Genomic DNA, 22,724 nt, shown 5'->3' with positions numbered 1-22,724 from the left:
TAAAAATTAAGCCTGCGGTATCGTTTTTCAACTATGTCCGCAGGCTTAATAACACTTTAAATGTTTTTGCTGTTAAACAGTTTTTTCTATTTTTTTAGTTAATCAATTAGACTTTAAAAAGTGTGGCTTTGTCTTGGTATTCTGCCGTAACTTGGAAGATCTCTTCACTGCTTTTCGTTAGGCGCTCCATTAAATCAACCAATTGAAGGATAGCTTGGGCGTTTTGGTGAACCTTGTTATTAATGGATTGAATAACCTGTTCTTGCTCCAATGTGCTGTGTGCAATGTCTTGGCTGGATTGAGCAATTTGGCTGACATCCTGAGCTCTTTTATTAAGTCCTTCTGAAATACTTAACGTATGCTCCATATTTACGTGGGTTTTTTCTTGTCCAGAAGTCATGGAACTAACGGTTTTGCTCACGCTGTTATTAAGGTTTTCAAGGACTTTTTCGATCTCATCCGTAGAATCACTAGAGCGCTGAGCAAGTGCTCGTACTTCATCTGCTACAACGGCAAAGCCTCGTCCGGTTTCTCCCGCTCTTGCGGCTTCAATAGCGGCGTTCAGAGCCAATAGGTTAGTTTGCTCTGAGATGCTTCTAATGGATTGCAGTAGCTGAGTAATGGAGTCAACATCAGAGGTTAAAGCCTGTAATGACTCAGCAATAGAAGCCGTGTCTTTAGCCAGCAATTCCATATCGTTTACGATGGTGAGTGCTTGTTCGCTGTCTTTCAGTGTGTCTTTTTCTAAGTAACTAACAATCTCAGCGGAATCAGAGCTCTTTTGAGAAATATGCTGCATAGATTGGGCAACCGCTTCAGAAGCAGTAACTGTATCGTCCGAGCGTTGCTTACTGGTATCGACACTTGAGTTAACTTCAGTTGTGATTTGGCTGATGTGCTTACTTGATTGAACTAAGGACAAAGCGATGCGTTGGTAATCTGAAAACAGATTAGATAGCTTTTCTAATAAGTTGTTAAGTGCGATCTCTCCATCCGAAGTCGGTTTATCGATTCTTAAAGAAAGATCATTCTTTTTGGAAATCTGCTCAATTGTATTGGCAATTTTGACATTGGCAGCGGATTGCTTTGTCATAAGATGTGCCATGTACATAAGTAAGCTTGCTTCTGCGATAGCGAAAATACAGTGGACGATCATTAAGCCTAAACTGTGATGGCCTGAAAACACCATAATCGGCATATCGCCAATATGAACTCCTGCCATTTGCACAAACATAAAACCAATGTGGTAGAGAGCCGTTGTGACTAATGCAGCAAGAATAGGTTGCCACTTCTGATAAATTAGCAGCATGACCATAGAGTTAAAGATATGAAAGTGCATCTCAATTAAGCCTAATTGGCTTTGAATGAGGAAGGATGACACCAGCATAATGATGACACCAGCCGCAATGGAGAAGCCAATGGTGCCTTTGAAGAGGCTATAAAAAAGTTGAGTTGCGACCACGATAATGGCGGCAGCCACAAGCGAAAATGAGAAAAGCTTTTCTCCTAGCATACCACTGATAAGCAAAATTGGAGCCTGGCTCATCAATAGTCGATATATAAAGAGGTCGTTCTTCAAGGTTTTTTGTGTTGCGTTCATGGATAAGTTGCCTTTCTGTCTATTTGGTCAGATCAATCGTGCATGATTGTAGCAGTGTGTTGTAAACTTTTGATTTAAACAATAAGTATCACAATGAAATTTGTAATATAAAGTGAATTTATAGTGCTCAGATATTTTATAGGTAATAGTGCTTAGAGCATTTAATGAAAGGGCGCATAAGAAGAGAACAAGAAAATAAAAAAGCCCTGAGCATAGGCTATGCACAGGGCTTTAATTTAGGGCTAAGTTGGCTTTAGCCAAAGGCTTTTGCACTTTCTGTTAAGCGAATCGCTTGATCGCATGCATTGGCAAGCTCGGCCCCTTTTTTCACAAAATGACGACTAAAGTAATCTTTATGCTCATCATGTTCATGGAAATTATGAGGCGTCAGTACAGCGGTTAAAACCGGTACTTCAGTTTCTAACTGCACTTGCATAAGAGCATTACACACTGTTTGCGCGACAAAATCATGTCGATATATTCCGCCATCAACAACCAATGCGCTGCCAGCAATGGCGGCATATTGACCGCTTTTTGCTAATAGCTTTGCTTGTAGAGGAATTTCATAAGCACCGGGTACAGGAATGACATCAATAAGTGATGCATCGTATCCGCGAGAAATTAACTCATCTTTGAAACTGTTAACGCAATTCAATACGATCTCTTCATGCCAAGCGGCGTGAAGTATCGCAATACGTTTTGTTGCTGGTGTGAAATCAATGTGATTCGTTGAGCTCTGATTCATTTTAAAATCCTATAAATATAAGGTGAATCAGGGCGAACGGGCAGGCAAAAACACCATGTAAATGGCATACCTTAATACAGTGACGTAAGAATACGACTCTGCTAGAGGTTTTGTCTGACACGCTCTCTATCATCCGGACTATAACCGTCGGCTCTGGAGTCTCACCAGATCTGCTGACCCTAAAAGCACTTCTATATAAAAATGCTAAAAGGCGCTCGCGGGCTTAGATGCTACGTTTACGTATTATCTTTACCGCCGGTGGGGAGTTTCACCCCGCCCCGAGAACGAAATCGGAATTTTTCCGATGGGCTGAATATACTTTTATTTGTTGTCTTGTGTCAAAGCAAGATAAGGAGTAAATGTGATGAAATTTAGGAAGCGTTTGAGATAGGCTAAGGCTGCAACAAAAAGTTACTCATTCCTACTGATACAATACACATTTCAAAAGTATCGTCGATGTAAGATAGATAAAGCAGCCATTTATGTTTAAATGTATTATATGGAATAAAGGGTTAATGTCAGCAAGGAGTACTACATTATGACGTCGCTTATTTTATTTTTGCGCAGCACACTGATTACCTTTATGGCACTTGCTGTTGTAGCTTGTTCTTCCGTCAATAACGAGAAGGTTATTGAGGAGGAAGTTTATGAAATTGAGGATGTGGTGCAGACTAACGCTGCTGTTTATTCCTGTGATGATAAGCTGCTGAATGTCTACTTTCATGGTGATCAAGCAGAATTAACATGGAAAAATGAAACACACTTACTGAATCATGCTGTGAGTGCGTCAGGATCTTCTTTCCTAGGAGAGTCTTTGTCCTTTGTCATTCAAAGTGAAAAAGCCGTGTTAAGCACAAAAAGCGCAAAAGAGATTCAATGCCTTTTGCTGCATGTTGATTCTTAATCTGCTTTTACCTGAACATCTCTCACTTTAAATTCCAGCCTTTTCATCTCGTTAAGCCTCCATTCCGTGTACAATAACGCCATTCGCGCAGGTTGCGCTCTGTTATATGTAGAGAATGAATGAGCAAGTTATTTGTAATGGGCATGGGGCCCGGTGATCTAGGTTTGGTTGCGCCGAATGCAACAAAAGCATTAACGGCCTGCAGTGACTGGGTCGCTTATGGTTACTATTTAGAGTTGCTGGGTGAATTAAGTGACGGAAAAACCTTCCACGATTTGCCGTTAGGCGAAGAAATCGGTCGAGCGCGTTTGGCACTTACGCTTGCAGCACAAGGTAAAAATACAGCACTTATTTCCAGTGGCGATATTGGCATTTATGCCATGGCGACCTTAGTGTTTGAACTCTTAGATTTACAACTTCAAGGCAAAGAAAATCACCCAGAATGGCTCGATGTTGATATTGAAGTGATTCCAGGTATTTCCGCGATGCAAGCGGGCGCAAGCCGAGTTGGCGCTATGTTAGGCCACGATTTCTGTACGATCTCTTTATCGGATTTATTAACCCCTTGGGAAACCATAGATAAACGCCTTCATGCTTGTGGTATGGGCGATTTTGTTGTGTCTTTTTATAATCCTGTTTCTAAAAAGCGCGACTGGCAATTGAATCACGCCCGTGATGTCTTGTTGCAATATCGTCCTGCAAGCACGCCTGTGATGATTGGCCGTCAATTAACCAGACCAGAAGAAGACATCACTTTCACGACGCTGGGAGAATTAGACGCCAAAGATGTGGACATGTTTACCATGGTGAGTGTGGGGAATTCAGATTCCAAACACATAGTAAATGGCGAGAAAGAATGGATTTACACACCTCGCGGCTATTCGAAAAAACTCTAGGAAATCCATCGCATACTGAATGAGTAATAATACATGACAGTCTATTTTATTGGCGCAGGGCCGGGTGATCCTGACTTAATGACAGTGAAAGCCGTGAAAACCATCGAACGTTGCGCGGTCATTTTATACGCGGGTTCTTTGATTCCAACGCAAGTGATTGACAGTGTTCGTGGCACGGCGGAAGCCATTTACGATACCGCTGAAATGAACCTAGAGGAAACCACCGCTGTCATCGAACAAGCCGCGAAAGAGGGCAAAGACATTGCGCGTTTGCAGTCTGGCGATCCGGCTTTATATGGCGCTATTGGCGAACAGATTCGTCGCTTGGAAGCACTCGATATAGACTATGAAGTAATTCCGGGAGTCAGCGCCGTGGCAGCGTCTGCGGCCTTATTGAAAAAAGAACTGACATTGTCGGGCGTATCACAAACCGTCATTATGACGCGCTATGAAGGCAAAACTCCATTTCCAGAGCGTGAACGTTTACCCGCGTTGGCACAAAGTGGCGCGACCTTGGCCATTCATTTGGGCATCACACGCATTCATAAAATCGTTGAAGAACTGATTCCCCATTATGGCGAAGATTGCCCTGTGGCGGTGTGTTATCGAGCCAGCTGGCCAGATCAAGATTATGTGGTTGGCACCTTGGCGGACATCGTTGCGAAAGTCCGTGAGAAAAAATTCACTCGCACCAGCTTGATTTTGGTTGGGAAAGTACTGGATACCGACGATTTCGCCGACTCTTATTTATACGATAAAGGGCAAGCGCATATCTTCAGAAAAATACATAAACCTAAAAACAAAAACTCCAAAGAGCAGGGTTAATCATGCAACTTAATAAAATTCCAACAACGATTGTCACTGGCTTTTTAGGAAGCGGTAAAACCACTTTACTGTCTAATGTGTTAAAGCAAGCCGCAGGCAAACGCATTGCGGTCATTGTGAATGAATTTGGTGAATTGGACATAGATTCAGAATTGCTCCGTTCTTGTCCTTTGGATTGTGACGACGAGCAAGAAAGCGGCCAACGCAGTGACGATGGCTTTTATGAGCTGGCGAACGGTTGTATTTGTTGCACGGTAGAAGAAGAGTTTTTACCTGTGATGGAGCAGCTGGTGGCGCGTCGTGACGACATTGACCACATCTTAATTGAAACCAGCGGTTTGGCCTTGCCTAAGCCTTTGGTGCAAGCCTTTAATTGGCCGGGCATTAAAGAACATTGCACAGTGGATGCGGTGATCACGGTTGTTGATGGCGCGGCGGTTGCCGCAGGTCGTTTCGCTCACGATGAAAATAAAGTACAAGCTCAGCGAGAAGCAGACGACAGCCTTGATCATGACCCAAGTTTGCAAGAGTTATTGGATGATCAGCTAAGCGCTGCGGATCTTGTGGTGGTGACGAAAAACGATTTATTAGATGACGAAGCTCGTACTCGTGTACAAAGCATCATTCGTCATGAAGTGCCAAAAAGCGTGAAGACTGCCTACATCGAAAATGGCGAAGTGGCGCTGGATGCTTTATTAGGTATTGATGCCGCGACAGAAAGTCGAATCGACGAAGTGCACAATCATCATGATCATCATCACGCGCACGGCGAACATCACGATCACGCCCACGATCATTTTGATTCTTTTGTGGTGAGCCTTGGCGAAGTGCAATCTGACTTATTGCAGGAAACTCTTTCTCAGTTATTGGAAGAGCATAATATTTTTCGTATCAAAGGGTTTGCCGCTGTTCATGGCAAGCCAATGCGACAAGTGTTTCAAGCGGTTGGCAAACGTTTAGACCGTTATTTCGATCGGTTATGGCAAGCCGATGAAATCCGCCAAACGCAATTGGTGTTTATTGGTAAAGGCATCACAAAAGAGAGCATCGAAAGTGCTCTGCATAATGCTCTTACTTCTTAGGAAATAGTCGAAGTATGCATTTACTGGCAGCCAAACCGGGCGGATTTGTAGACGATGAAGGCATTGTCGATTTAGGACAAAGCCCTGCGGATCTGGTGATCTTGGCTGCGGCGGATTCTGTGCTTGGTGCGCTTGGAAACGCCTTGGATGTGTTGCATTCAATAGATGAACTTGCCGCAATCTTGCCCAGTGTTCGCCTTGCCAATTGGATGCAATTAGCCAAGCCAGCCGCGTATGACCTTTATGAAGACAAGGTACTAGAAAAGGCCAAAGTAGTGGTCGTTTCCTTGTTGGGTGGCGAGCATTATTGGCCTTATGGTTTTCAGCGTTTACAGGCTTGGGCGAGCGCCAAATCGAATCGTACCTTGATCTTGGTTCCCGGAGACGACACGCCAGATGTTGAGTTAATGAAGTCGTCAACCTGCTCAATGGAAGATGCGCATCGTGTATGGCGATATTTACGGGAGAGTGGTCAGGCGAATAACGAACAATGCCTGCGTTTTCTGACACAAGAATTTTTTAATCAAGAGTCATCTCATGAGCCGCTTACTTGGCTTGAGCCGGCTCCTTTGCCCAGCGCATTGATCTATTTTCGAGCTAATGGTGAGAATCAAGGTCGTGCTGCCAGCTTGAATGAATGGCGTGGTTATTATGAGTCATCATTAGATGACAAGCCTGTGGCGTTGGTGGTGTTTTATCGTTCCCATCTGCAATCGGGTAATACCGCCATGTTCGATGCTCTTCTGAGCATTATGGAGCAAGAAGGTTTGGTGCCTTTGGCTATTGCAGTCAGCTCCTTAAAAGACAATGTGTCTGTGGGTTTGGTCGAAAGCCTCGCTGAACAAACTCAAGCCAAAGTGATTTTAAACACTACAGGCTTTGCCGCAAATCGAGTGGGCAGCCCGGATCTGGCGTCTGAGCCAACCGATTTTCAATCTGCTTTTGATTCTCCTATTCCTGTTTTACAGCTCATTTTATCTGGCAGTACGCAAGAAGATTGGCAAGCACAAACACAAGGTTTACGAAGCCGTGATGTGGCGATGCAAATTGTATTGCCAGAAATGGACGGACGTATTGTGACTCGTGCGGTGAGCTTCAAAGCCTTAAGCCATTACAATGAAACGGCTCAAGTTGATTTGGTGCGTTATGAATTACACGAAGAGCGAGCGCGTTTTGTGGCGCAACTGGCGAAACGCTATGCGAACTTAGCGAGCAAACCGAATAAAGAAAAGCGCATTGCCTTTGTGTTGGCGAATTATCCGACTAAAGATGGACGAATCGGTAATGGTGTCGGTCTTGATACACCTCATTCTACCGTAAATTTATTGTCGGCTTTGCAAGAAGCTGGCTATCCAATCGAAGAGATTCCAGAAAACGGCAACGCCCTAATTGAAGCATTATTAGGCGCGGTGACGAACAATCCAAATACACTTCATGAACGTGGTTGCTGGCAAAGTTTGTCTTTAGAAGACTACTTAACTTATTTTTATCAGTTGCCGCTAGAAAGCCAAAATGCGGTTTGGGATCGTTGGGGGCCGCCAGAAGACGACCACAAATGCCGAGAGCAAAATGGCCAACGGCGCATCATGTTGGCTGGCATTCGATTAGGCGAAACCTTTGTTGGCATTCAACCTGCGCGCGGTTTCAATCTCGACTTGGTGGCCAATTATCATGATCCAGATTTGATTCCGCCACACAGTTACTTGGCGTTTTATTTTTGGTTGCGCCATGTCTATAAAGTGGATGCCTTTGTTCATGTGGGCAAACATGGCAACCTCGAATGGCTACCGGGAAAAGGCACGGCCTTGTCTGACATGTGTTGGCCTGACATTACCCTTGGGCCAATGCCGAATTTTTACCCTTTTATTGTCAATGATCCGGGCGAAGGTGCGCAGGCGAAACGCCGTACACAAGCAACTATTATTGATCACCTGATGCCGCCAATGACACGCGCCGAAACTTACGGCGACATGGCGGAATTAGAAAACTTGGTGGACGAATATTACCAAGCCATGGGAATGGATGCTCGACGGGAAACTTGGTTAAAAGAGCAGATTCTTAAAAAAGTCCAAAGCAGTCATTTATTAGAAGAACTCACCGACACAGATGCAGAAGACGAAACCTCAGTTTTAGAAGGTTTAGACGCTTATTTGTGTGAGATAAAAGAAGCGCAAATTCGCCATGGTTTGCATCGCCTTGGGGAACTACCAGAAGACGACAAACTGGCCGACACGCTGGTGGCGTTATTGCGTTTGCCTCGTGGCAGCGACTTGACCAGCCAAGGCATTCTTCATGCCTTAGCCAAAGACTTGAATTTGGAGAGCGACGGCTTTGATCCTATGCAAAGCCTTCGTACTCCTTGGTTTGGAAAACAGCCAGAAGTACTTTTATCGGTTGCAAATGCTCAATGGCGAACGCATGCGGACACCAAAGAACGCTTGGAATTGCTCGCACAAAATTTGGTGATGACACACCTTATTCAAGGGAAACCTTTGAATGAGATCGAAGTCTTGTTGCCTGAAACGGCGGTGCTTTTAGCTCACAGTAAAAAGACCTTGATGGCGGCATTAGAACAAAGTGCAGGCGATGAAATATCAGCGCTCATCACAGGTTTGTCTGGCGGCTTTATTCCTCCTGGGCCAAGCGGTGCGCCAACTCGAGGTCGATTAGACACCTTGCCAACAGGGCGCAACTTTTTCTCGGTAGACAATCGTGCCATTCCATCGCCAGCGGCGTGGGCGATTGGCAAAGAGTCCGCAGAAGCCTTGGTTCAACGACACCTTCAAGAGCACGGCGATTATCCAAAAGACCTAGGTTTGTCTGTGTGGGGAACCGCCACCATGCGAACTGGCGGAGACGACATTGCGCAGGCTTTCGCGCTCATGGGCGTTCGTCCTATTTGGGCGCCGGGGTCAAATCGCGTGACGGATTTTGAAGTCATGTCGAGTATGCAATTGGGGCGTCCTAGAGTTGATGTGACGCTGCGAGTATCTGGTTTTTTCCGTGATGCGTTTGCCAATGTGATGCGACTTTATGACGCGGCGGTTCAAGCCATCGCTGAGTATGAAGAGCCGGGCACAAGCAATACCATTCGCGCCAATGTACAAGCCAGAAAGCAAACCTTGCTTGCTCAAGGTATGGACGAAGAACTTGCCAACCGCCAAGCAACGTATCGCGTTTTTGGCAGCAAACCGGGCGCTTATGGCGCAGGTTTACAAGGTTTGATTGACGAGCGTTGTTGGGACACCAAAGCGGACCTTGCTGAAGCCTATGTGAATTGGGGCGGTTACGCTTACGATGGCAATACTTATAACGGCGAGCAAGATGGCGTCGAGGCGAAATCTGCTTTTGTCGAGCGTTTGTCGCAACTCGATGCTGTGGTGCAAAACCAAGACAACCGCGAGCACGATATTCTGGATTCGGACGATTATTACCAGTTCCAAGGCGGCATGACTAACGCGGTGACGGAGTTCAGCGGGCAAGCGCCAAGCGTTTATCACAGCGATCATTCTAATCCGAGTTCACCGAAAATTCGTACCTTAAAAGAAGAGTTAAACCGAGTCGTACGCTCGCGGGTTTTGAATCCTAAATGGATTGAAGCCATGCAAACCCACGGCTACAAAGGCGCGTTTGAAATGACCGCCACGGTGGATTACCTGTTCGCCTATGACGCCACAACGGATTTGGTTGCCGATTATCAATACGAACAAGTAACTGATCGTTTGTTGCTCGACCCAGAAAACCAAGCTTTTATGCGTGATAATAATCCTCATGCATTGGAAGAAATGGGCGAACGCTTATTGGAAGCAATCCAGCGCGGCATGTGGCAAAATGCCGATCAATATGAAGGCAAAATTCAGTCTCTGTTGCTTGATTTAGATCAGCAGCAGGAGCAAGCAAGATAAACTATCATGACGGGCTTTAGTCCCTAATCGATGAAAATAGTGGGCTTGGGCAGAAGCCAAACAACAAAGAGAGAGAGAATGAGTAATACAAAGACAGTCAAAAAAGGCATTATGATTTGTGGTCACGGAAGCCGTGATAAAGATGCGGAGCGCGAGTTTGGTCTAGTGGCAAAAGGCCTAAAAGAACGCTTTCCTGATTTGCCTGTTGAATACGGTTTTCTTGAATTTTCTGCACCCAATATTCACATGGGATTAAACAGTTTGCTTGACCAAGGTGTGGAGGAAATCTACGCCGTTCCAGGCATGCTCTTCGCTGCGACACACGCGAAAAACGACATTCCGTCGGTGCTCACAACCTACGAAGAAAAGAACTCAGGTCTTCAAGTGACTTACGGTCGTGAGCTGGGCTTGCAGGACGACATGATTGACGCCTTCCAAGCGCGTATTTATGAGTCGTTAGGATTGGACCCAGAAAACCCACCTGAAAATTTATACGACACCATGTTAGTTGTGGTTGGCCGCGGAACGTCAGACACCTCGGCGAATGCGGAAGCCGCGAAATTGACTCGTATCGTCAATGAAAACATGGGCTTTGGCTGGGCCGATACCGTTTACTCTGGTGTCACTTATCCATCCGTTGGTGTTGGGTTAGAAAAGCTCATGAAGCTAGGTTATAAGCGCATCGTCGTTGCGCCTTACTTCTTATTCACTGGTCGATTGATCAAGCGTATTCAAGGCTACGTGAACCAAGTCGCCCAAGCAAATCCAGAGATCGAATTTATTAATACGCCTTATCTGAGCGACCACCCGAAAGTCATTGACGCTTTCCAACATCGCGTGGAAGAAATCATGCAAGGCGCATTGGATTCTGGTGAAGAAACCCTGATGAACTCCTTCAAACGTCGCTTGGCGGCTGGCGAAGTGGATGTTCATCACCATCATGCAGAATACGTCGATCCAGAAGACGATACCCAAGGCGTTGCAGAAACAGACAAAGCCCATGGGCATTCGCATTCTCATCACCACCACCATGGTCATTCTCATGATCATAGCCACGACCACGGACATTCTCACGATCACTCTCATAGTCATGACCACTCTCATAGTCATGACCACTCACATGGCCATTCTCACAGCCATGGGCACGGGCATTCCCACGGAGTGTATAAACACATTGGACACCCAATGGGGCCAAGAACCATGATAGGTGAAGGCATCTGCTGCTGCTTCATGGGGCAATTTACGGAAGAAATCTTGGAAGAAGAAAAACACCGTATCGACGGCGACTGCACCAAAACCGCCTTGGCTCATAAATAAGTTATACGCCTAAATTGCGCTTCGTTTTTTGTTCTAGTAAGAGTGATGAGCGAAGCGTAATCTATTTTCCTTAACTTACATACTTAATTTAAGTCTCTGCTTTCTTACCTTGGAATCATTCATCTCATCATGAAATTAATTGCCTATATTGGCATTAAAAAACCGTCATACTTAGTTTTCTCTCATAGGCTTTTGAAGAAGATATAGCGAAGCAATATAAGCATTCTCTTATTAGGTATTACCTGTTAATTGACTAAATGGCCGAGACACTTTAAGGTCGCGCTATTATTTATGGGAGCATGAAAAATACATCTATATTTTCCATGCTCAAGACAAGCTGTTTAAGTATAAAAGCTTATAAGTTTCGGGATTTTTGATGATACAGATAAAAAATGTAAATAAGGTTTTTTATCAAGGTGGCCGTGCGATCAAGGCACTTGATGACATTAATCTTACGATTTCTGAAGGCACTATCTATGGTGTTATTGGCTCTTCAGGAGCGGGGAAAAGTACACTCATTCGCTGTGTTAACTTATTAGAACGGCCAACCGAAGGTAGTGTGTGGGTTGATGGTGTTGAGCTGAATACTCTTTCTAGCAATGAATTAACACTCACTCGCCGTAAAATCGGTATGATTTTTCAACACTTTAACCTTCTGTCATCTCGGAATGTATTTGATAACGTAGGTTTTCCACTTGAATTGGCTGGCATTAGTAAGCAAGCCATTAAAGAAAAAGTTGATAGCTTATTAGAGTTGGTGGGGTTAGCTGATAAAAAAGACAGCTATCCTGCTAATTTGAGTGGTGGTCAAAAACAGCGTGTGGCTATTGCTCGTGCGTTAGCATCGGATCCTAAAGTTTTATTATGTGATGAGGCAACCAGTGCATTAGATCCTGCGACAACGCAATCTATTCTGGAATTACTACGTAAAATCAATAAAGAATTCAATCTGACCATTTTATTGATTACCCATGAAATGGCAGTGGTGAAAAGTATTTGTTCTGATGTCGCTATTATTGGTGCTGGTAAATTGGTTGAGCAGGGGGCGGTAGGGGATATTTTTGCCCATCCGAAAACAGAATTGGCCCGCCAATTTATACGTTCGACATTAGATCTCTCTATCCCTGTTGATTATTCCGAACGCTTGTCTGCAATTCCAGAAGAGAATAGTCATCCACTTGTACGTTTAGAGTTTACAGGTGCATCTGTTGATGCGCCTATTATCAGTCAGGTGGCGAGAGAGTTTAATCTGGATATCAGTATTTTGAGCTCCAATATGGATTATGTGGGCGGGATTAAGTTTGGTCTGATGTTGGCAGAGTTTTTTGGCACACCAGAAGCAACGGAACAAGCGATCACTTTTCTAAAAGAGAATAAAATTGAAGTAGAGGTATTAGGTTATGTCGCTTGATATTGTGTTGGACTGGTGGGTAAATAATGATCGATTAATTGACCTATTAGTAACGGCTTTATGGCAAACCATAGTAATGGTTTTTTCTGCAGGCTTTATTGGGTTGATATTTGGTATTCCGTTGGGGGTGCTACTTCACCTGAGTAAAGAGTCCGGTTTATTAGCGAATAAAAGCTTAAATAAAACGCTAGGTATCATGGTGAATATTGGTCGCTCCATTCCTTTTATTATTCTATTGGTGGCCATTATTCCTTTTACTCGTTTTGTTGTGGGTAGCTCTATTGGTACAGCTGCGGCAGTCGTGCCTCTTTCTATTGCGGCGATTCCTTTTATTGCTCGATTGATTGAAGGAGCTTTGTTAGAAGTGCCAGCTGGATTAGTAGAAGCGGCGCAAGCAATGGGCGCCAAACCTAGGCAGATCATATTAAAGGTACTTCTTCCAGAGGCATTACCTGGCATTATCCATGCGATCACTATTCTGTTAGTTACCCTAGTTGGTTACTCCGCTATGGCTGGCACAGTTGGCGGAGGTGGTTTAGGTGATGTGGGAATTCGCTATGGTTATCAGCGCTTTGATGCGGCAGTTATGATGATGACTATTGTTATGCTTGTTGTGCTTGTCCAAATCATTCAATCGGTCGGCGATTATTTAGTAAAGCGTGTCGACCACCGTTAATAGTTTAATTTATTTTTTAGTCATAAATTGTTCTCGATATAAGGAGAAAAGATAATGCGTTTCACTGTTAAAGGCCTTTTTACTCTTGTTGGTCTTGCGTTAACACTATTATTTGTCGGTTGTAGTGATAAAGAAGCCACTGGGGATATGAGCAAAATTAAGATTGGTGTGATTGCGGGTGCTGAGGCTCAAGTGGCAGAGGAAGCCGCTAAAGTGGCAAGAGAAAAATACAATTTAGAGGTAGAGTTGGTTATTTTTTCTGATTACATCACACCGAATGCGGCCTTAGATGAAGGCTCTATTGATATCAATGCATTCCAACATAAGCCTTATCTTGATCAGCAAATGAAAGACAGAGGTTATGAGTTTGCTATCGCGGGTAATTCTTTTGTTTATCCTATTGCAGGGTACTCCAATAAGATAAAAGCACTTGATGAAATCAAAGATGGTGACCAGATTGCGATACCAAGTGATCCAACAAACCTTGCTCGTTCTTTGATCTTGCTTGAAAAGCAAAATCTTATTGAGCTAAAAGAGGGTGTTGGTTTAAGTGCTACTGTGCTGGATATTGTTAATAATCCAAAGAACCTAAAGATTATTGAACTAGAAGCAGCGCAACTTCCTCGTTCTTTAGGAGATGTTGCTCTTGCGATTATCAATACAACTTATGCAAGTAGCATTGATCTATCCCCTGAGAAAGATGGCCTTTTTGTAGAAGATAAAGACTCTCCTTATGTGAACTTAATTGTGGCTCGTAAAAACAACGTAGCTGCTGAAAATGTTAAGAACTTTGTTAAGGCCTATCAGTCTGAAGCGGTTTATCAAGCTGCAATGAAAATTTTCAAAAACGGTGTTGTTAAAGGTTGGTAATTTGAACCCACTTTAGATGCCGTATCTATTATTTTAAAAGGAAGCAGTAATGTTTAGTAAGAAAGTTGTTAAATTGTTAAGTGTTTTGCCCTTCGTTGTTGCGTTGGCCGCTTGTAGTGATGAAGACACTAAATCAATCAAAGTGGGTGCGACGGTTGGTCCACATGCAGAAGTAGTTGAAGCTGTAGCAGCGGAAGCTGAAAAACAGGGTTTGAATGTGGAAGTAGTTATCTTCTCTGACTACATTACGCCGAATGCAGCATTGGCTGATGGTAGCTTGGATCTAAACAGTTACCAACACCAGCCATTCTTAAATAACTTTAATAACAATAGTGAGCAAAAGCTGACGTCAATTGGTCGTTCTATCTTGATGCGAATGGGAGTTTATTCTTCTAAATATAACGCTATTGAAGAGTTACCTGATAACGCTCGTATTTCAATTCCAAATGATCCAACCAATGGTAGCCGAGCATTAATCTTATTGGCTGATGCGGATTTAATTACTTTAAAAGCGGATGCCGATTCAAAAACAACGATATACGACATTGTTGAAAACCCGAAGAACTTTGAATTTGTTGAAGTAGAAGCAGCGCAATTGCCACGTACACTTGATGATGTTGATGCATCTGTTATTACGATGAACTATGTAATGTCTTCAGGCTTAAACCCTGCGGAACAAGGTATTTATCTTGAATCCAAAGATGCTGAGTTCGCGGTAATGCAGATAGCTTCTCGTGCAGAAGATAAAGACAACGAAACTTATAAAAAGTTTGTTGAGATTTTCCAGTCACAAGCTGTTCGTGACTTTATCGATACAACTTACAAAGGCACAATAGAAGCCGCTTTTTAATGCTTCATTAAATGCTTTTTGAACCTTATATAAGCCTCCTTTGGGAGGCTTTTTTATGACATAAAATTAAGGGCTGTGCGAACAAGTCTTCTGTATCCATAACCCAAACACCAAGGCGTGAACCTCTTTTCTTTCCAAAACGCTGCTGTTGGACACAACAAAACCTTCTGGAAAAGGGCTTTGACCCTGAGTCTAAAACTGCCTATGCCGTTTAAGTGAGCAGTAAGCATATTACTGCTAGGGACAGTTTCCTTTTTATGGTGTGTTTCTTTCTGATTGGGTTAGCGTTGTGTCGGGTGTTTCCTCTGTGTCGGTTTCTCTATAAGATCGCCAGCGATTTCGTAGAATGACCAAAAGGACAACAGCAACGGCGCAAGCCAGTACGACACCAAAGAAGTTCGCAATTAAAGAGGCCACCGCTTCTAATTGCGATGACAGCGCATAGCCAATGCCTACGAAGCTCAGCGTCCATAGAAGAGCACCAATACCAGCAACCGTCGCGTACTTTTTCCAAGGTAATCCACCCGCGCCACTTAGATAGGTGACATAAGGGCAGGTTGGACTGAGAATGGTGTGACTCAGGAACACGGCCGTTGCCCCGCGTTTTTCCAGCATGTTTTCGCTGCGCTCAATGACAGGTGCCAGTCGTTCTGATTGTTTGCCTTTGGCAATTAACTTGGTGCCAAATTTAGAGGCTATGAAAAAGGCAATTTGATCACCAATGACAAAGGCTGAAAACCCTGTTGCGATCACCCAAGGCAGAGACAAATCACCGACGGCAGCAAAGCTACCAGCAGTGAGTGCTAGCACAGAAGCGGGCAGTGGCACGGCCAAACTGGCCAACATTATTACGACGAAAACCAGAATGAGTCCGTAATCTGGTACGAGAGCAAGTACGGTTTCTGTCATTGTTGCTGCGCTCGGTATTGCGCGGCGCCCTCCCTGACTTTCTCCGTCAATTCTTCCATTGTGACTCCATCGCGCTGAGCGATGCGTCCCAATCTACGACCACGATCCGCTTCCAGATCTATTTGTAGAATTTCAAACACTTTTGGGCGCGGAAGATCGTATGTCTCAACAATGTATAGTGGCGTCATCCAGCGTTTCAAATCAACGTCGACATTTTTTGGGTCGTTAAAATACAGAAATTCTATAATGACCTGCGTAGCAAACCAAATGGCTACAATCACGGCGGCTATAAGCCCTGAAAGCAGCATCCAGTTTTTGTGTAAAAAGGTCTTGTTTTTATTAGATATCATTCTTAAATAACCTCAACTGTTTGCATCATGCCTAAGTCTTCATGACGTAAAACATGGCAATGAATAACAAACTTACCTTTAAAGGTTTCAAACCGAGTTTTGTAGGTGACAGAACCATCTCGGCCACCGTCACGAAAGGGTAAGCCAATAGTATCTTGCCAGCGCCGCAAGGGACTATCTTTTGGCAATTCTACACCATTGATGTGGGTGATAAAAAATGGATTCACATGGATGTGAAAGGCATGAACACCGGGCGTAGAGTTGGTCACGGTCCATTCTTCTTCTGTTCCAAGTTTCATTTGATGGGCGATGGTGCCGTTGTGTTTTTGACCATCTATTGAAAAGTTTGGAGTGAAATCGATAACCCGTTTTGGCAGCGCTTTGTCGTCAAAGTCTGGTAATGCGGGGCCGGGTAGGGCATCGTCATCAGACCAAGCCGCGTCGATTGGGTCGCCAGCGATTTTAATTGTCAGTGTTACGTTCTCAGTCGCACTATTGAAGTTGAGCAAATCTTTAATGCCAGTGGTAATGCCAACTGGAATAAGACGTTCTTTTGAATCTTTTGGTGCGCGCACAATAATATCCATACGGTTGCCCGGTGCTAAGGCAGAAGGATTGAACCATGGCTCGCGATTGTCTGAAAACTCAACGGGTATTCGCTTTGGTAAAGTAATGCCGTCAAAGGCAATTTGATAGGCGTCTAGATTGGTGATGTTAGAGGAAAAATAGGCAAAGGTTTCGCCCGCTGCCTGTGCATTAATGATACGCCAACGCTGCACCTCACCCGGGCGCATGGTGATAGTGGGCGATGACTGACCGCCGCCCTCAGGTTCGGCCAGTACCAATCCACGATTCATGATCATGAGGATTTTCTCAGGCGCCTGTGCAATGTAATCCGGCATGGTGCCCGGTTTGTCTCGAATGATCAGCGGACCGGCCAAACCTCTGCCAACTTGTCGCGAAGTGGCACCATGTTTATGAGCGTGATACCAGAATGTACCTGACGGATGATCGTCGGCTGTTTCAAAGCGGTAATTTGTCCGATGCCGACGTAATGTCTCTTTACCTGATAAACAGGGCGCGACTTGCTCTTTCGGCACCACGCTGACAAAAACATTGTCTGCGTCAAACTGACCTGAGGAATCTGTCGTTGGTGAAACATGCAGGCCATGGGTGTGCAAATTGGTTGTATTAATCCCGTGGAAGCTGTTCATATTGGTCGTGCAGTCGTCGTTTAACGCGGGTAAATCGTTAACGAGTTCAACATCTAAAGTGTCACCAGGATCTAAAAAGAAACTCGGCCCTGGCGAAACACCGTTATAGGTTGGTCGTCCATTCACTTCCTGAACGCGCAACACAGTAGGGTTGGTTTGTGCTCGCGCAATAGTGCTGGTTAAAAGAGCTGGGACAGATGTTGAGAGAAGGCTAAACAGCCCTGTGCCTGCTCCGAGTTTAAGAATGTTTCTGCGAGAAATAGAATTATTTTTTTTAATCATGAGCGACGACCCATTTACGGTATAACGGGTCTGTCTCTGCGCAAGCGGTTAGCTCTAAAGTACGAGACATAAACGGGCCAGCTGACTTACTGGCTTGTCCGACGCTGACACATTGCTCTGCATTATTTGCAGGTGAGATTGTCATGGATTCACTGTTGTAGCTGAAAGCTTGGGTGCTTTTGCTTGCCTCGCAAGTGACAAGTCCAAAAACTGGATTAGAGCCGCCGTTATATTGCATACAATAATCAGGATAGGCGACAGAACGTATTAGTCCAGTGTCTTCCTCAAATGAAAACTGAACATCTCCACCTGTTGGTTTGCAAGAATGGGTTTGCAGATTTTCACTAAAACCGCGCCCCAGTGTGTCGATGCACCATCCTAGATTGTCTTTTTCATCGAGATTATCGGCGAGATAAATTACGGGGTTTGGTGTTTGCAGGTTGGGAGCTCCCGCTGTCGCGATTCCTGAAACAAGTATAAGTATTCCGATAAGTCCAAATCGCATCTGTCTCATCATATCTTCCTTTCTGGCTTTGGTTAGAGGGGGGCTGTTGGCTGTGAAGCACCGAGAAAACTTGGAATGACCTTTAAGCACGAAAATAGACTACAAAAAAAGCATCTTGGCTACAAGTTACCTAAGCGATTGAATTCGATACCGTTAAAGGGCTTTTATTCTGAGCTCGATTTCAGCATTTCGTTATTTGATTTTTGAAGGTTTTTAAGCCATCGATGTGTTCAGATAAATCACCTTTTACAGTGCGTCCCATAGCATCAAGAATAAAGTGTGCACCTTCAATTCGTGCTAATTTTGCAGCGGGTACAAAATCACTGTCTCCAGAAATCAACACTATTTTATTTGCCAATTTCTTAAGTACGACACTTGCTATGTCAATTCCTAACTTCATATCTACCCCTTTTTGTCTGGGTCTTAAAGATACGTTATCAGGGTTAATTTCTTTGGGGTCGACGTCTCCACGAATTAATTTATTAAAGTTGTGAGTTTTATCTTTCCTGATAAAACCCCATTCATTATCCGTTAGGCTTAAATGTCCCATTCTGCAAGCAACATAAGGTTGATGAAGGAGTGCTTCATGCAATGCATTTTTATATTGTGTGATATTACTTTTAGAGAAATCAATGAGTTGATTGGTTATTGGGTGATGCGCTTTGTGCGATAGAGGAGGGCAATCATAAAAATAGATACGATATAATTCTTCGTTATTTTTTCTGTCTACATGCTTTATCCAATAATGCCACATAGCTTTCGCTAATTGTTGTGGTTCAGCAGACATATCGGGATCTGCAATATTGGTGAAATTTCGAATGAAAAAACCAGCGTCAACAAAGATAGCTACAGTCCTTTGAGCCATTTTTATATCCTTATAATGTAAGAAGCCTCTGGGTCGTCACTTCCCGGATTGTGGGAGGAGTTACCAGAGGCTAAGATGTGAATTAAGTATACCTCTGTCATGTGCAATTGCAATACACGGCATTTAGCCTCGTTTTGCTCCACATGACCTTATTGTCGTAGGTCGAATTTTAGTTCGACAATCATTCTTTGGTTCTGGCCTTAATCTGGAAATCCCAATCAACACAGGTTACATTAACGTCATAATGGAGCGAAAACAAAGCGACTAGCGGACAGTTAACCTGTCACGCCTATAATTGGGCCGAATTTGTCTAGAAGCTCTGTCTTAGATGCTTCAGCAGCACCATCTAAACTCGGGTATATGAAGTCACTAGTAATACCAAGGGATCTCAAATATGCCCTAAGTTCATGTTTTATCTCTTTAGGTATAGAAAGGCTTTCAGCACTCAGTGTATTCTTATGATCCCTATACTGATCTTTAGGAAACATGAGAACTGTCGATTGATTTTTATACCGTGTATCCAAATATTCCGGCCGAATAAAAAAAATCTCATCGTCATAGTAGTTTAATCCACTTAGATTAATTTCTGGATCTGAATGTTCTTTATGCTCCCACATTCCGATAGGTTGCAATTCAAAGTCACCTAGACTGTCGAAAACGTAAACATCTTTAAGATAAAATAACTTTCCATCGTCCCAATCAGGCTTGGTAATTGTCAATGAGGTATCCCGCTTTTCAACAGCAAAATATAAAGCAACTAATGGGTTAGTCGTCCAATCAAGTAATCTTGTCGGCACTCCATAGTGTTGTGCTAAGATCCACCATTCTGGATTTTTCTTGGATGAGGTTGGAATACCGAGTAACTCACTGGCTTTTCGCTTGAACGCGTTTAGTAGTTCCTCATCCTGATAACCTAGTTTTGTAAACAAACCGCTATTGGGGTCTGTACTACCAAAAGGCGCCCTAGCAATACCCTGCAACATGGCAGTCTCATAGTAATTTTTACTCTCCCCTCTATATAATTGTGAGGTGAAAGGGCGCTTGTAGGCTTCAGATATGATCCCATTAAATTTTTTATGGAATTCCCTTAATAGTTGTTTCTTATACTCTTCGTTGAAGTGTCCAGTGGAGGCAATTAATTCATTAATTAGGTTAAAACCCTCAATATCAGAAAATTCAGCATTTGATACCGAACCTAGATCTGAAAACTTCAAAAAGTAATCAAATCTTTTGGTTAAAGAAGGAGACATAAAAATCTGCTTGTTTTCCTGAAGCTCGATCAAAGTATCATTTAGGCTTTTCTTTCCTCGAGCCCCCAGTATCTTCAACATTTTATTTAAAGCGGCATAAAGCATTGCTTGAGATAAATCTGGCAATTGATAGAAAAAGCTTTTAGCTTCAACGTAAAGTTTTCTTACTTCTTCTGGCATACCTTTATGTGGTATTGGAACTTGCGTATCCATAAAACACCTTCCTTGTTAATTTTTTGTGATCTAACCTCGTTAGAAACATATAATTCGATTATCTAAGCAACATAGTTGATCGCTTTTTAGATGGATTTAACGCACCTCTACGAAAGATAGTGCCGTTGTTAGCTAATTATTATTTCCCCCATATCATACAAAATATTGATATTGGATTTTTTCAATATCCTATAATAATTCGACTCAGAGTAAACTTTAAATTCGAATCTATACATGTGTAATGTATCTATAAAAGCTATTTAATAGTCGATTTGTTAAATACTTAGGGATTTAGAAGTAACATGGAAATTCAAAAAATAACCTCAACGGATTTAGAAGCGGTGATGGTTCTTGTGAAAGAAGTGTCGGAAGTCGATGTGCTTCCTTTGTTCAGTTTACAAGGTCAGAAAGAATACAAAGAGCGTGTTTTACCTGATTTAACGATGGCGTTTGATGAGGAGATATTTTTGTCTATTAAGGCGGTTTCAGATGGTAAGCTGCTTGGTTTTGCAGCATTACGAGATGGTAACTACCTAACGCATTTGTTTGTTTCTAAGTCGTCACAAGGTTTAGGAGTGGGTCGTCACTTACTTCACTTTTTATTGAATGCAACAGAGGCAAAGGACGTCAGTTTACGTTCGTCTGTTAATGCGGTGGGTTTTTATGAGCGTCATAATTTTGTGGTGACAGGCGAAGAAACAGATTTTAATGGCATTCGATTTGTGCCCATGACATTAGTGCAAAGTGAATAATTAAGGTCAGAGTAAAAGTCTAATAAAATCGTATCGCACAATGGAGGTAGGCATTGCCCGTTCCACCTTATTTCCCTTTTATCTATCTACCTTTCTTTAAACAACCACCATTGACTCAAAACTGGTTGTTTTACTATGTCGGATTTATTATCTAAATTCAGGTTTTAAAGGGAGTGAATATGAAATCGCAAGTAGGTACTTTGGTATTTTTCAGTGGCAAGATGGGAGCAGGGAAGACGACCTATTCCAAACTTATTACGGAAGAATTAAATGCCATTTTGTTGTCTGAAGATGAATGGTTAGCTTCCTTGTACCCTCAGAAAATCTTGTCTTTGCAGGATTATGTTTACTATTCCAATTTACTCAAACCACAGATGAAAAAGTTGGTGCAGTCCATTCTGTTATCAGGAAAGGATGTGGTGATGGATTTTCCAGCGAATACGTCGAATCAACGGGCTTGGTTTAACGAAATTTTCTCTGAAATCGATGCCCCGCATCGCCTTATCTTCATTGATGTGGCGAATGAGGTTTGTTTGGAGCGAATAGAAAAACGACGTCATGAACAACCTGAACGAGCGGCGACCGATACGGTTGAGATGTTTGAAAAGATGACGGCATATTTTTCTCCACCTTCGAGAGGAGAAGGGTTTAATATAGAGCGAGTGTCGTCCTTGTAAGACGAAATGAAGAGATGAAACGTTTTATCTTGTCGAATATGACATAACCTGTTTGCAGTAAAGAGGTCTTTAGTTTGCCAAAAGTCAGTAATAGCGATGCTCAACTCATCGAGCAGCTTCATGCTCTTGTGTTTCAAAATGCAGAGACTCAAGCGTTAATAGAAGATGGTTTTAATCGCGCTTTGGCTCAGTTTGATGAGCCAGATTATGCCTTGCCTTATGTTTCATACAATTTGCCGATTACGCATTTTGAAGCGTCTTTGTCTTCTGAAGAAAAAGGGCGAGTGGGACTGTGCCGAGTCTTTATTTTGAAGGCGGGTTGCCAGATGCCAAAGGCGGAAATCCATCGTAACAGTATTCAGCGTTTGGTGTCTTATAAAGGCAAGGGTGCGATTCATTCAGCTCAACCAGGTGGAATTGATAAAAGCTTTTCTCCTTGTGCGATTCATAGTCCAGTTGACAGCACGACGCCCTATACGGATTGCTGGGATGTGGTGCCAAAAAATACTTGGCATTTCCCTTGTGCAGGTGAACAAGAAGATTGGTTTACCGTGACTTTTCACAGTGCCAATGAAGCAGACATCATTGATGAACACGCGGAATTCGATTCCTAATGAGTTGTAAAA

The 22,724-nt window shown here is 43.3% G+C and carries 21 protein-coding genes and 1 riboswitch; of the genes, 13 read left to right on the top strand and 8 right to left on the bottom strand.

Going from position 1 to position 22,724, the window contains the following annotated elements:
* Positions 1 to 106 precede the first annotated feature (106 nt).
* Positions 107 to 1,600, bottom strand: coding sequence for a methyl-accepting chemotaxis protein (locus ACMUMQ_RS06005; protein WP_414681102.1), 1,494 nt, complete (start codon positions 1,598 to 1,600; stop codon positions 107 to 109).
* A 253-nt stretch (positions 1,601 to 1,853) separates the two neighbouring features.
* Positions 1,854 to 2,345: a 6,7-dimethyl-8-ribityllumazine synthase gene (locus ACMUMQ_RS06000; protein WP_414681101.1), complete on the bottom strand. Its 492-nt coding sequence runs from the start codon at positions 2,343 to 2,345 to the stop codon at positions 1,854 to 1,856.
* Between the two features lie 117 nt (positions 2,346 to 2,462).
* Positions 2,463 to 2,635, bottom strand: a riboswitch (FMN riboswitch).
* 248 nt (positions 2,636 to 2,883) lie between these two features.
* Here ACMUMQ_RS06000 and ACMUMQ_RS05995 point away from each other — a divergent pair.
* The 10 genes from ACMUMQ_RS05995 to ACMUMQ_RS05950 all read left to right on the top strand — a co-directional run bounded on the left by ACMUMQ_RS05995 (position 2,884) and on the right by ACMUMQ_RS05950 (position 15,081).
* A complete protein-coding gene (locus tag ACMUMQ_RS05995) occupies positions 2,884 to 3,249 on the top strand; it encodes an MliC family protein (protein WP_414681100.1) in 366 nt (121 codons plus the stop codon).
* Between the two features lie 119 nt (positions 3,250 to 3,368).
* A complete protein-coding gene (gene cobJ, locus ACMUMQ_RS05990) occupies positions 3,369 to 4,145 on the top strand; it encodes a precorrin-3B C(17)-methyltransferase (RefSeq protein ID WP_414681099.1) in 777 nt (258 codons plus the stop codon).
* Positions 4,146 to 4,178: 33 nt separating this feature from the next.
* Positions 4,179 to 4,970: a precorrin-4 C(11)-methyltransferase gene (cobM, locus tag ACMUMQ_RS05985; RefSeq protein ID WP_414681098.1), complete on the top strand. Its 792-nt coding sequence runs from the start codon at positions 4,179 to 4,181 to the stop codon at positions 4,968 to 4,970.
* A 2-nt stretch (positions 4,971 to 4,972) separates the two neighbouring features.
* Positions 4,973 to 6,052, top strand: a complete 1,080-nt coding sequence (gene cobW / locus ACMUMQ_RS05980) for a cobalamin biosynthesis protein CobW (RefSeq protein ID WP_414681097.1) — start codon at positions 4,973 to 4,975, stop codon at positions 6,050 to 6,052.
* A 14-nt stretch (positions 6,053 to 6,066) separates the two neighbouring features.
* Positions 6,067 to 9,957, top strand: coding sequence for a cobaltochelatase subunit CobN (gene cobN, locus ACMUMQ_RS05975; protein WP_414681096.1), 3,891 nt, complete (start codon positions 6,067 to 6,069; stop codon positions 9,955 to 9,957).
* A gap of 78 nt (positions 9,958 to 10,035) precedes the next feature.
* Positions 10,036 to 11,274, top strand: coding sequence for a sirohydrochlorin chelatase (locus ACMUMQ_RS05970; protein ID WP_414681095.1), 1,239 nt, complete (start codon positions 10,036 to 10,038; stop codon positions 11,272 to 11,274).
* A gap of 376 nt (positions 11,275 to 11,650) precedes the next feature.
* Complete coding sequence (gene metN / locus ACMUMQ_RS05965) at positions 11,651 to 12,685, top strand: methionine ABC transporter ATP-binding protein MetN (RefSeq protein WP_414681094.1); 1,035 nt, start codon at positions 11,651 to 11,653, stop codon at positions 12,683 to 12,685.
* Positions 12,675 to 13,361: a methionine ABC transporter permease gene (locus ACMUMQ_RS05960; protein WP_414681093.1), complete on the top strand. Its 687-nt coding sequence runs from the start codon at positions 12,675 to 12,677 to the stop codon at positions 13,359 to 13,361. The genes metN and ACMUMQ_RS05960 overlap by 11 nt, the downstream gene beginning before the upstream one ends.
* A 54-nt stretch (positions 13,362 to 13,415) precedes the next feature.
* Complete coding sequence (locus ACMUMQ_RS05955; RefSeq protein WP_414681092.1) at positions 13,416 to 14,231, top strand: methionine ABC transporter substrate-binding lipoprotein MetQ; 816 nt, start codon at positions 13,416 to 13,418, stop codon at positions 14,229 to 14,231.
* Between the two features lie 49 nt (positions 14,232 to 14,280).
* Positions 14,281 to 15,081 (top strand): MetQ/NlpA family ABC transporter substrate-binding protein, encoded by an 801-nt coding sequence (locus tag ACMUMQ_RS05950; protein WP_414681091.1) that lies wholly within the window; start codon positions 14,281 to 14,283, stop codon positions 15,079 to 15,081.
* A gap of 255 nt (positions 15,082 to 15,336) precedes the next feature.
* Here the strand turns inward: ACMUMQ_RS05950 and ACMUMQ_RS05945 are convergent, their stop codons facing one another.
* From ACMUMQ_RS05945 to ACMUMQ_RS05920, 6 genes are all read right to left on the bottom strand, one after another.
* A complete protein-coding gene (locus ACMUMQ_RS05945; RefSeq protein WP_414681090.1) occupies positions 15,337 to 15,990 on the bottom strand; it encodes a DedA family protein in 654 nt (217 codons plus the stop codon).
* Positions 15,987 to 16,340, bottom strand: a complete 354-nt coding sequence (locus ACMUMQ_RS05940; RefSeq protein WP_414681089.1) for a hypothetical protein — start codon at positions 16,338 to 16,340, stop codon at positions 15,987 to 15,989. The genes ACMUMQ_RS05945 and ACMUMQ_RS05940 overlap by 4 nt, the downstream gene beginning before the upstream one ends.
* A gap of 2 nt (positions 16,341 to 16,342) precedes the next feature.
* Positions 16,343 to 17,836: a multicopper oxidase family protein gene (locus ACMUMQ_RS05935; RefSeq protein ID WP_414681088.1), complete on the bottom strand. Its 1,494-nt coding sequence runs from the start codon at positions 17,834 to 17,836 to the stop codon at positions 16,343 to 16,345.
* On the bottom strand, positions 17,829 to 18,353 hold the full coding sequence (locus ACMUMQ_RS05930) for a ricin-type beta-trefoil lectin domain protein (RefSeq protein ID WP_414681087.1): 525 nt from the start codon (positions 18,351 to 18,353) through the stop codon (positions 17,829 to 17,831). Before ACMUMQ_RS05930 ends, ACMUMQ_RS05935 begins: the two co-directional genes overlap by 8 nt.
* 169 nt (positions 18,354 to 18,522) lie before the next feature.
* Positions 18,523 to 19,206 carry an NYN domain-containing protein gene (locus ACMUMQ_RS05925; RefSeq protein WP_414681086.1) on the bottom strand — a complete coding sequence of 228 codons (684 nt, stop codon included), beginning with the start codon at positions 19,204 to 19,206 and terminating at the stop codon, positions 18,523 to 18,525.
* Between the two features lie 275 nt (positions 19,207 to 19,481).
* Positions 19,482 to 20,669, bottom strand: coding sequence for an FRG domain-containing protein (locus ACMUMQ_RS05920; protein ID WP_414681085.1), 1,188 nt, complete (start codon positions 20,667 to 20,669; stop codon positions 19,482 to 19,484).
* 302 nt (positions 20,670 to 20,971) lie between these two features.
* Here ACMUMQ_RS05920 and ACMUMQ_RS05915 point away from each other — a divergent pair, with 302 nt between their 5' ends.
* The 3 genes from ACMUMQ_RS05915 to ACMUMQ_RS05905 all read left to right on the top strand — a co-directional run bounded on the left by ACMUMQ_RS05915 (position 20,972) and on the right by ACMUMQ_RS05905 (position 22,712).
* Positions 20,972 to 21,421 carry a GNAT family N-acetyltransferase gene (locus tag ACMUMQ_RS05915; protein ID WP_414681084.1) on the top strand — a complete coding sequence of 150 codons (450 nt, stop codon included), beginning with the start codon at positions 20,972 to 20,974 and terminating at the stop codon, positions 21,419 to 21,421.
* A gap of 179 nt (positions 21,422 to 21,600) precedes the next feature.
* Complete coding sequence (locus tag ACMUMQ_RS05910; RefSeq protein ID WP_414681083.1) at positions 21,601 to 22,098, top strand: P-loop nucleotide/nucleoside kinase family protein; 498 nt, start codon at positions 21,601 to 21,603, stop codon at positions 22,096 to 22,098.
* Between the two features lie 74 nt (positions 22,099 to 22,172).
* On the top strand, positions 22,173 to 22,712 hold the full coding sequence (locus tag ACMUMQ_RS05905) for a hypothetical protein (RefSeq protein ID WP_414681081.1): 540 nt from the start codon (positions 22,173 to 22,175) through the stop codon (positions 22,710 to 22,712).
* The last annotated feature ends 12 nt before the right edge of the window (positions 22,713 to 22,724 follow it).

This window comes from Marinomonas algae (genome assembly GCF_047525555.1).
GTDB lineage: Bacteria > Pseudomonadota > Gammaproteobacteria > Pseudomonadales > Marinomonadaceae > Marinomonas.
The sequence above is the reverse complement of the archived record's forward strand: the minus strand, read 5'-3'. Positions and strand labels throughout refer to the sequence as shown.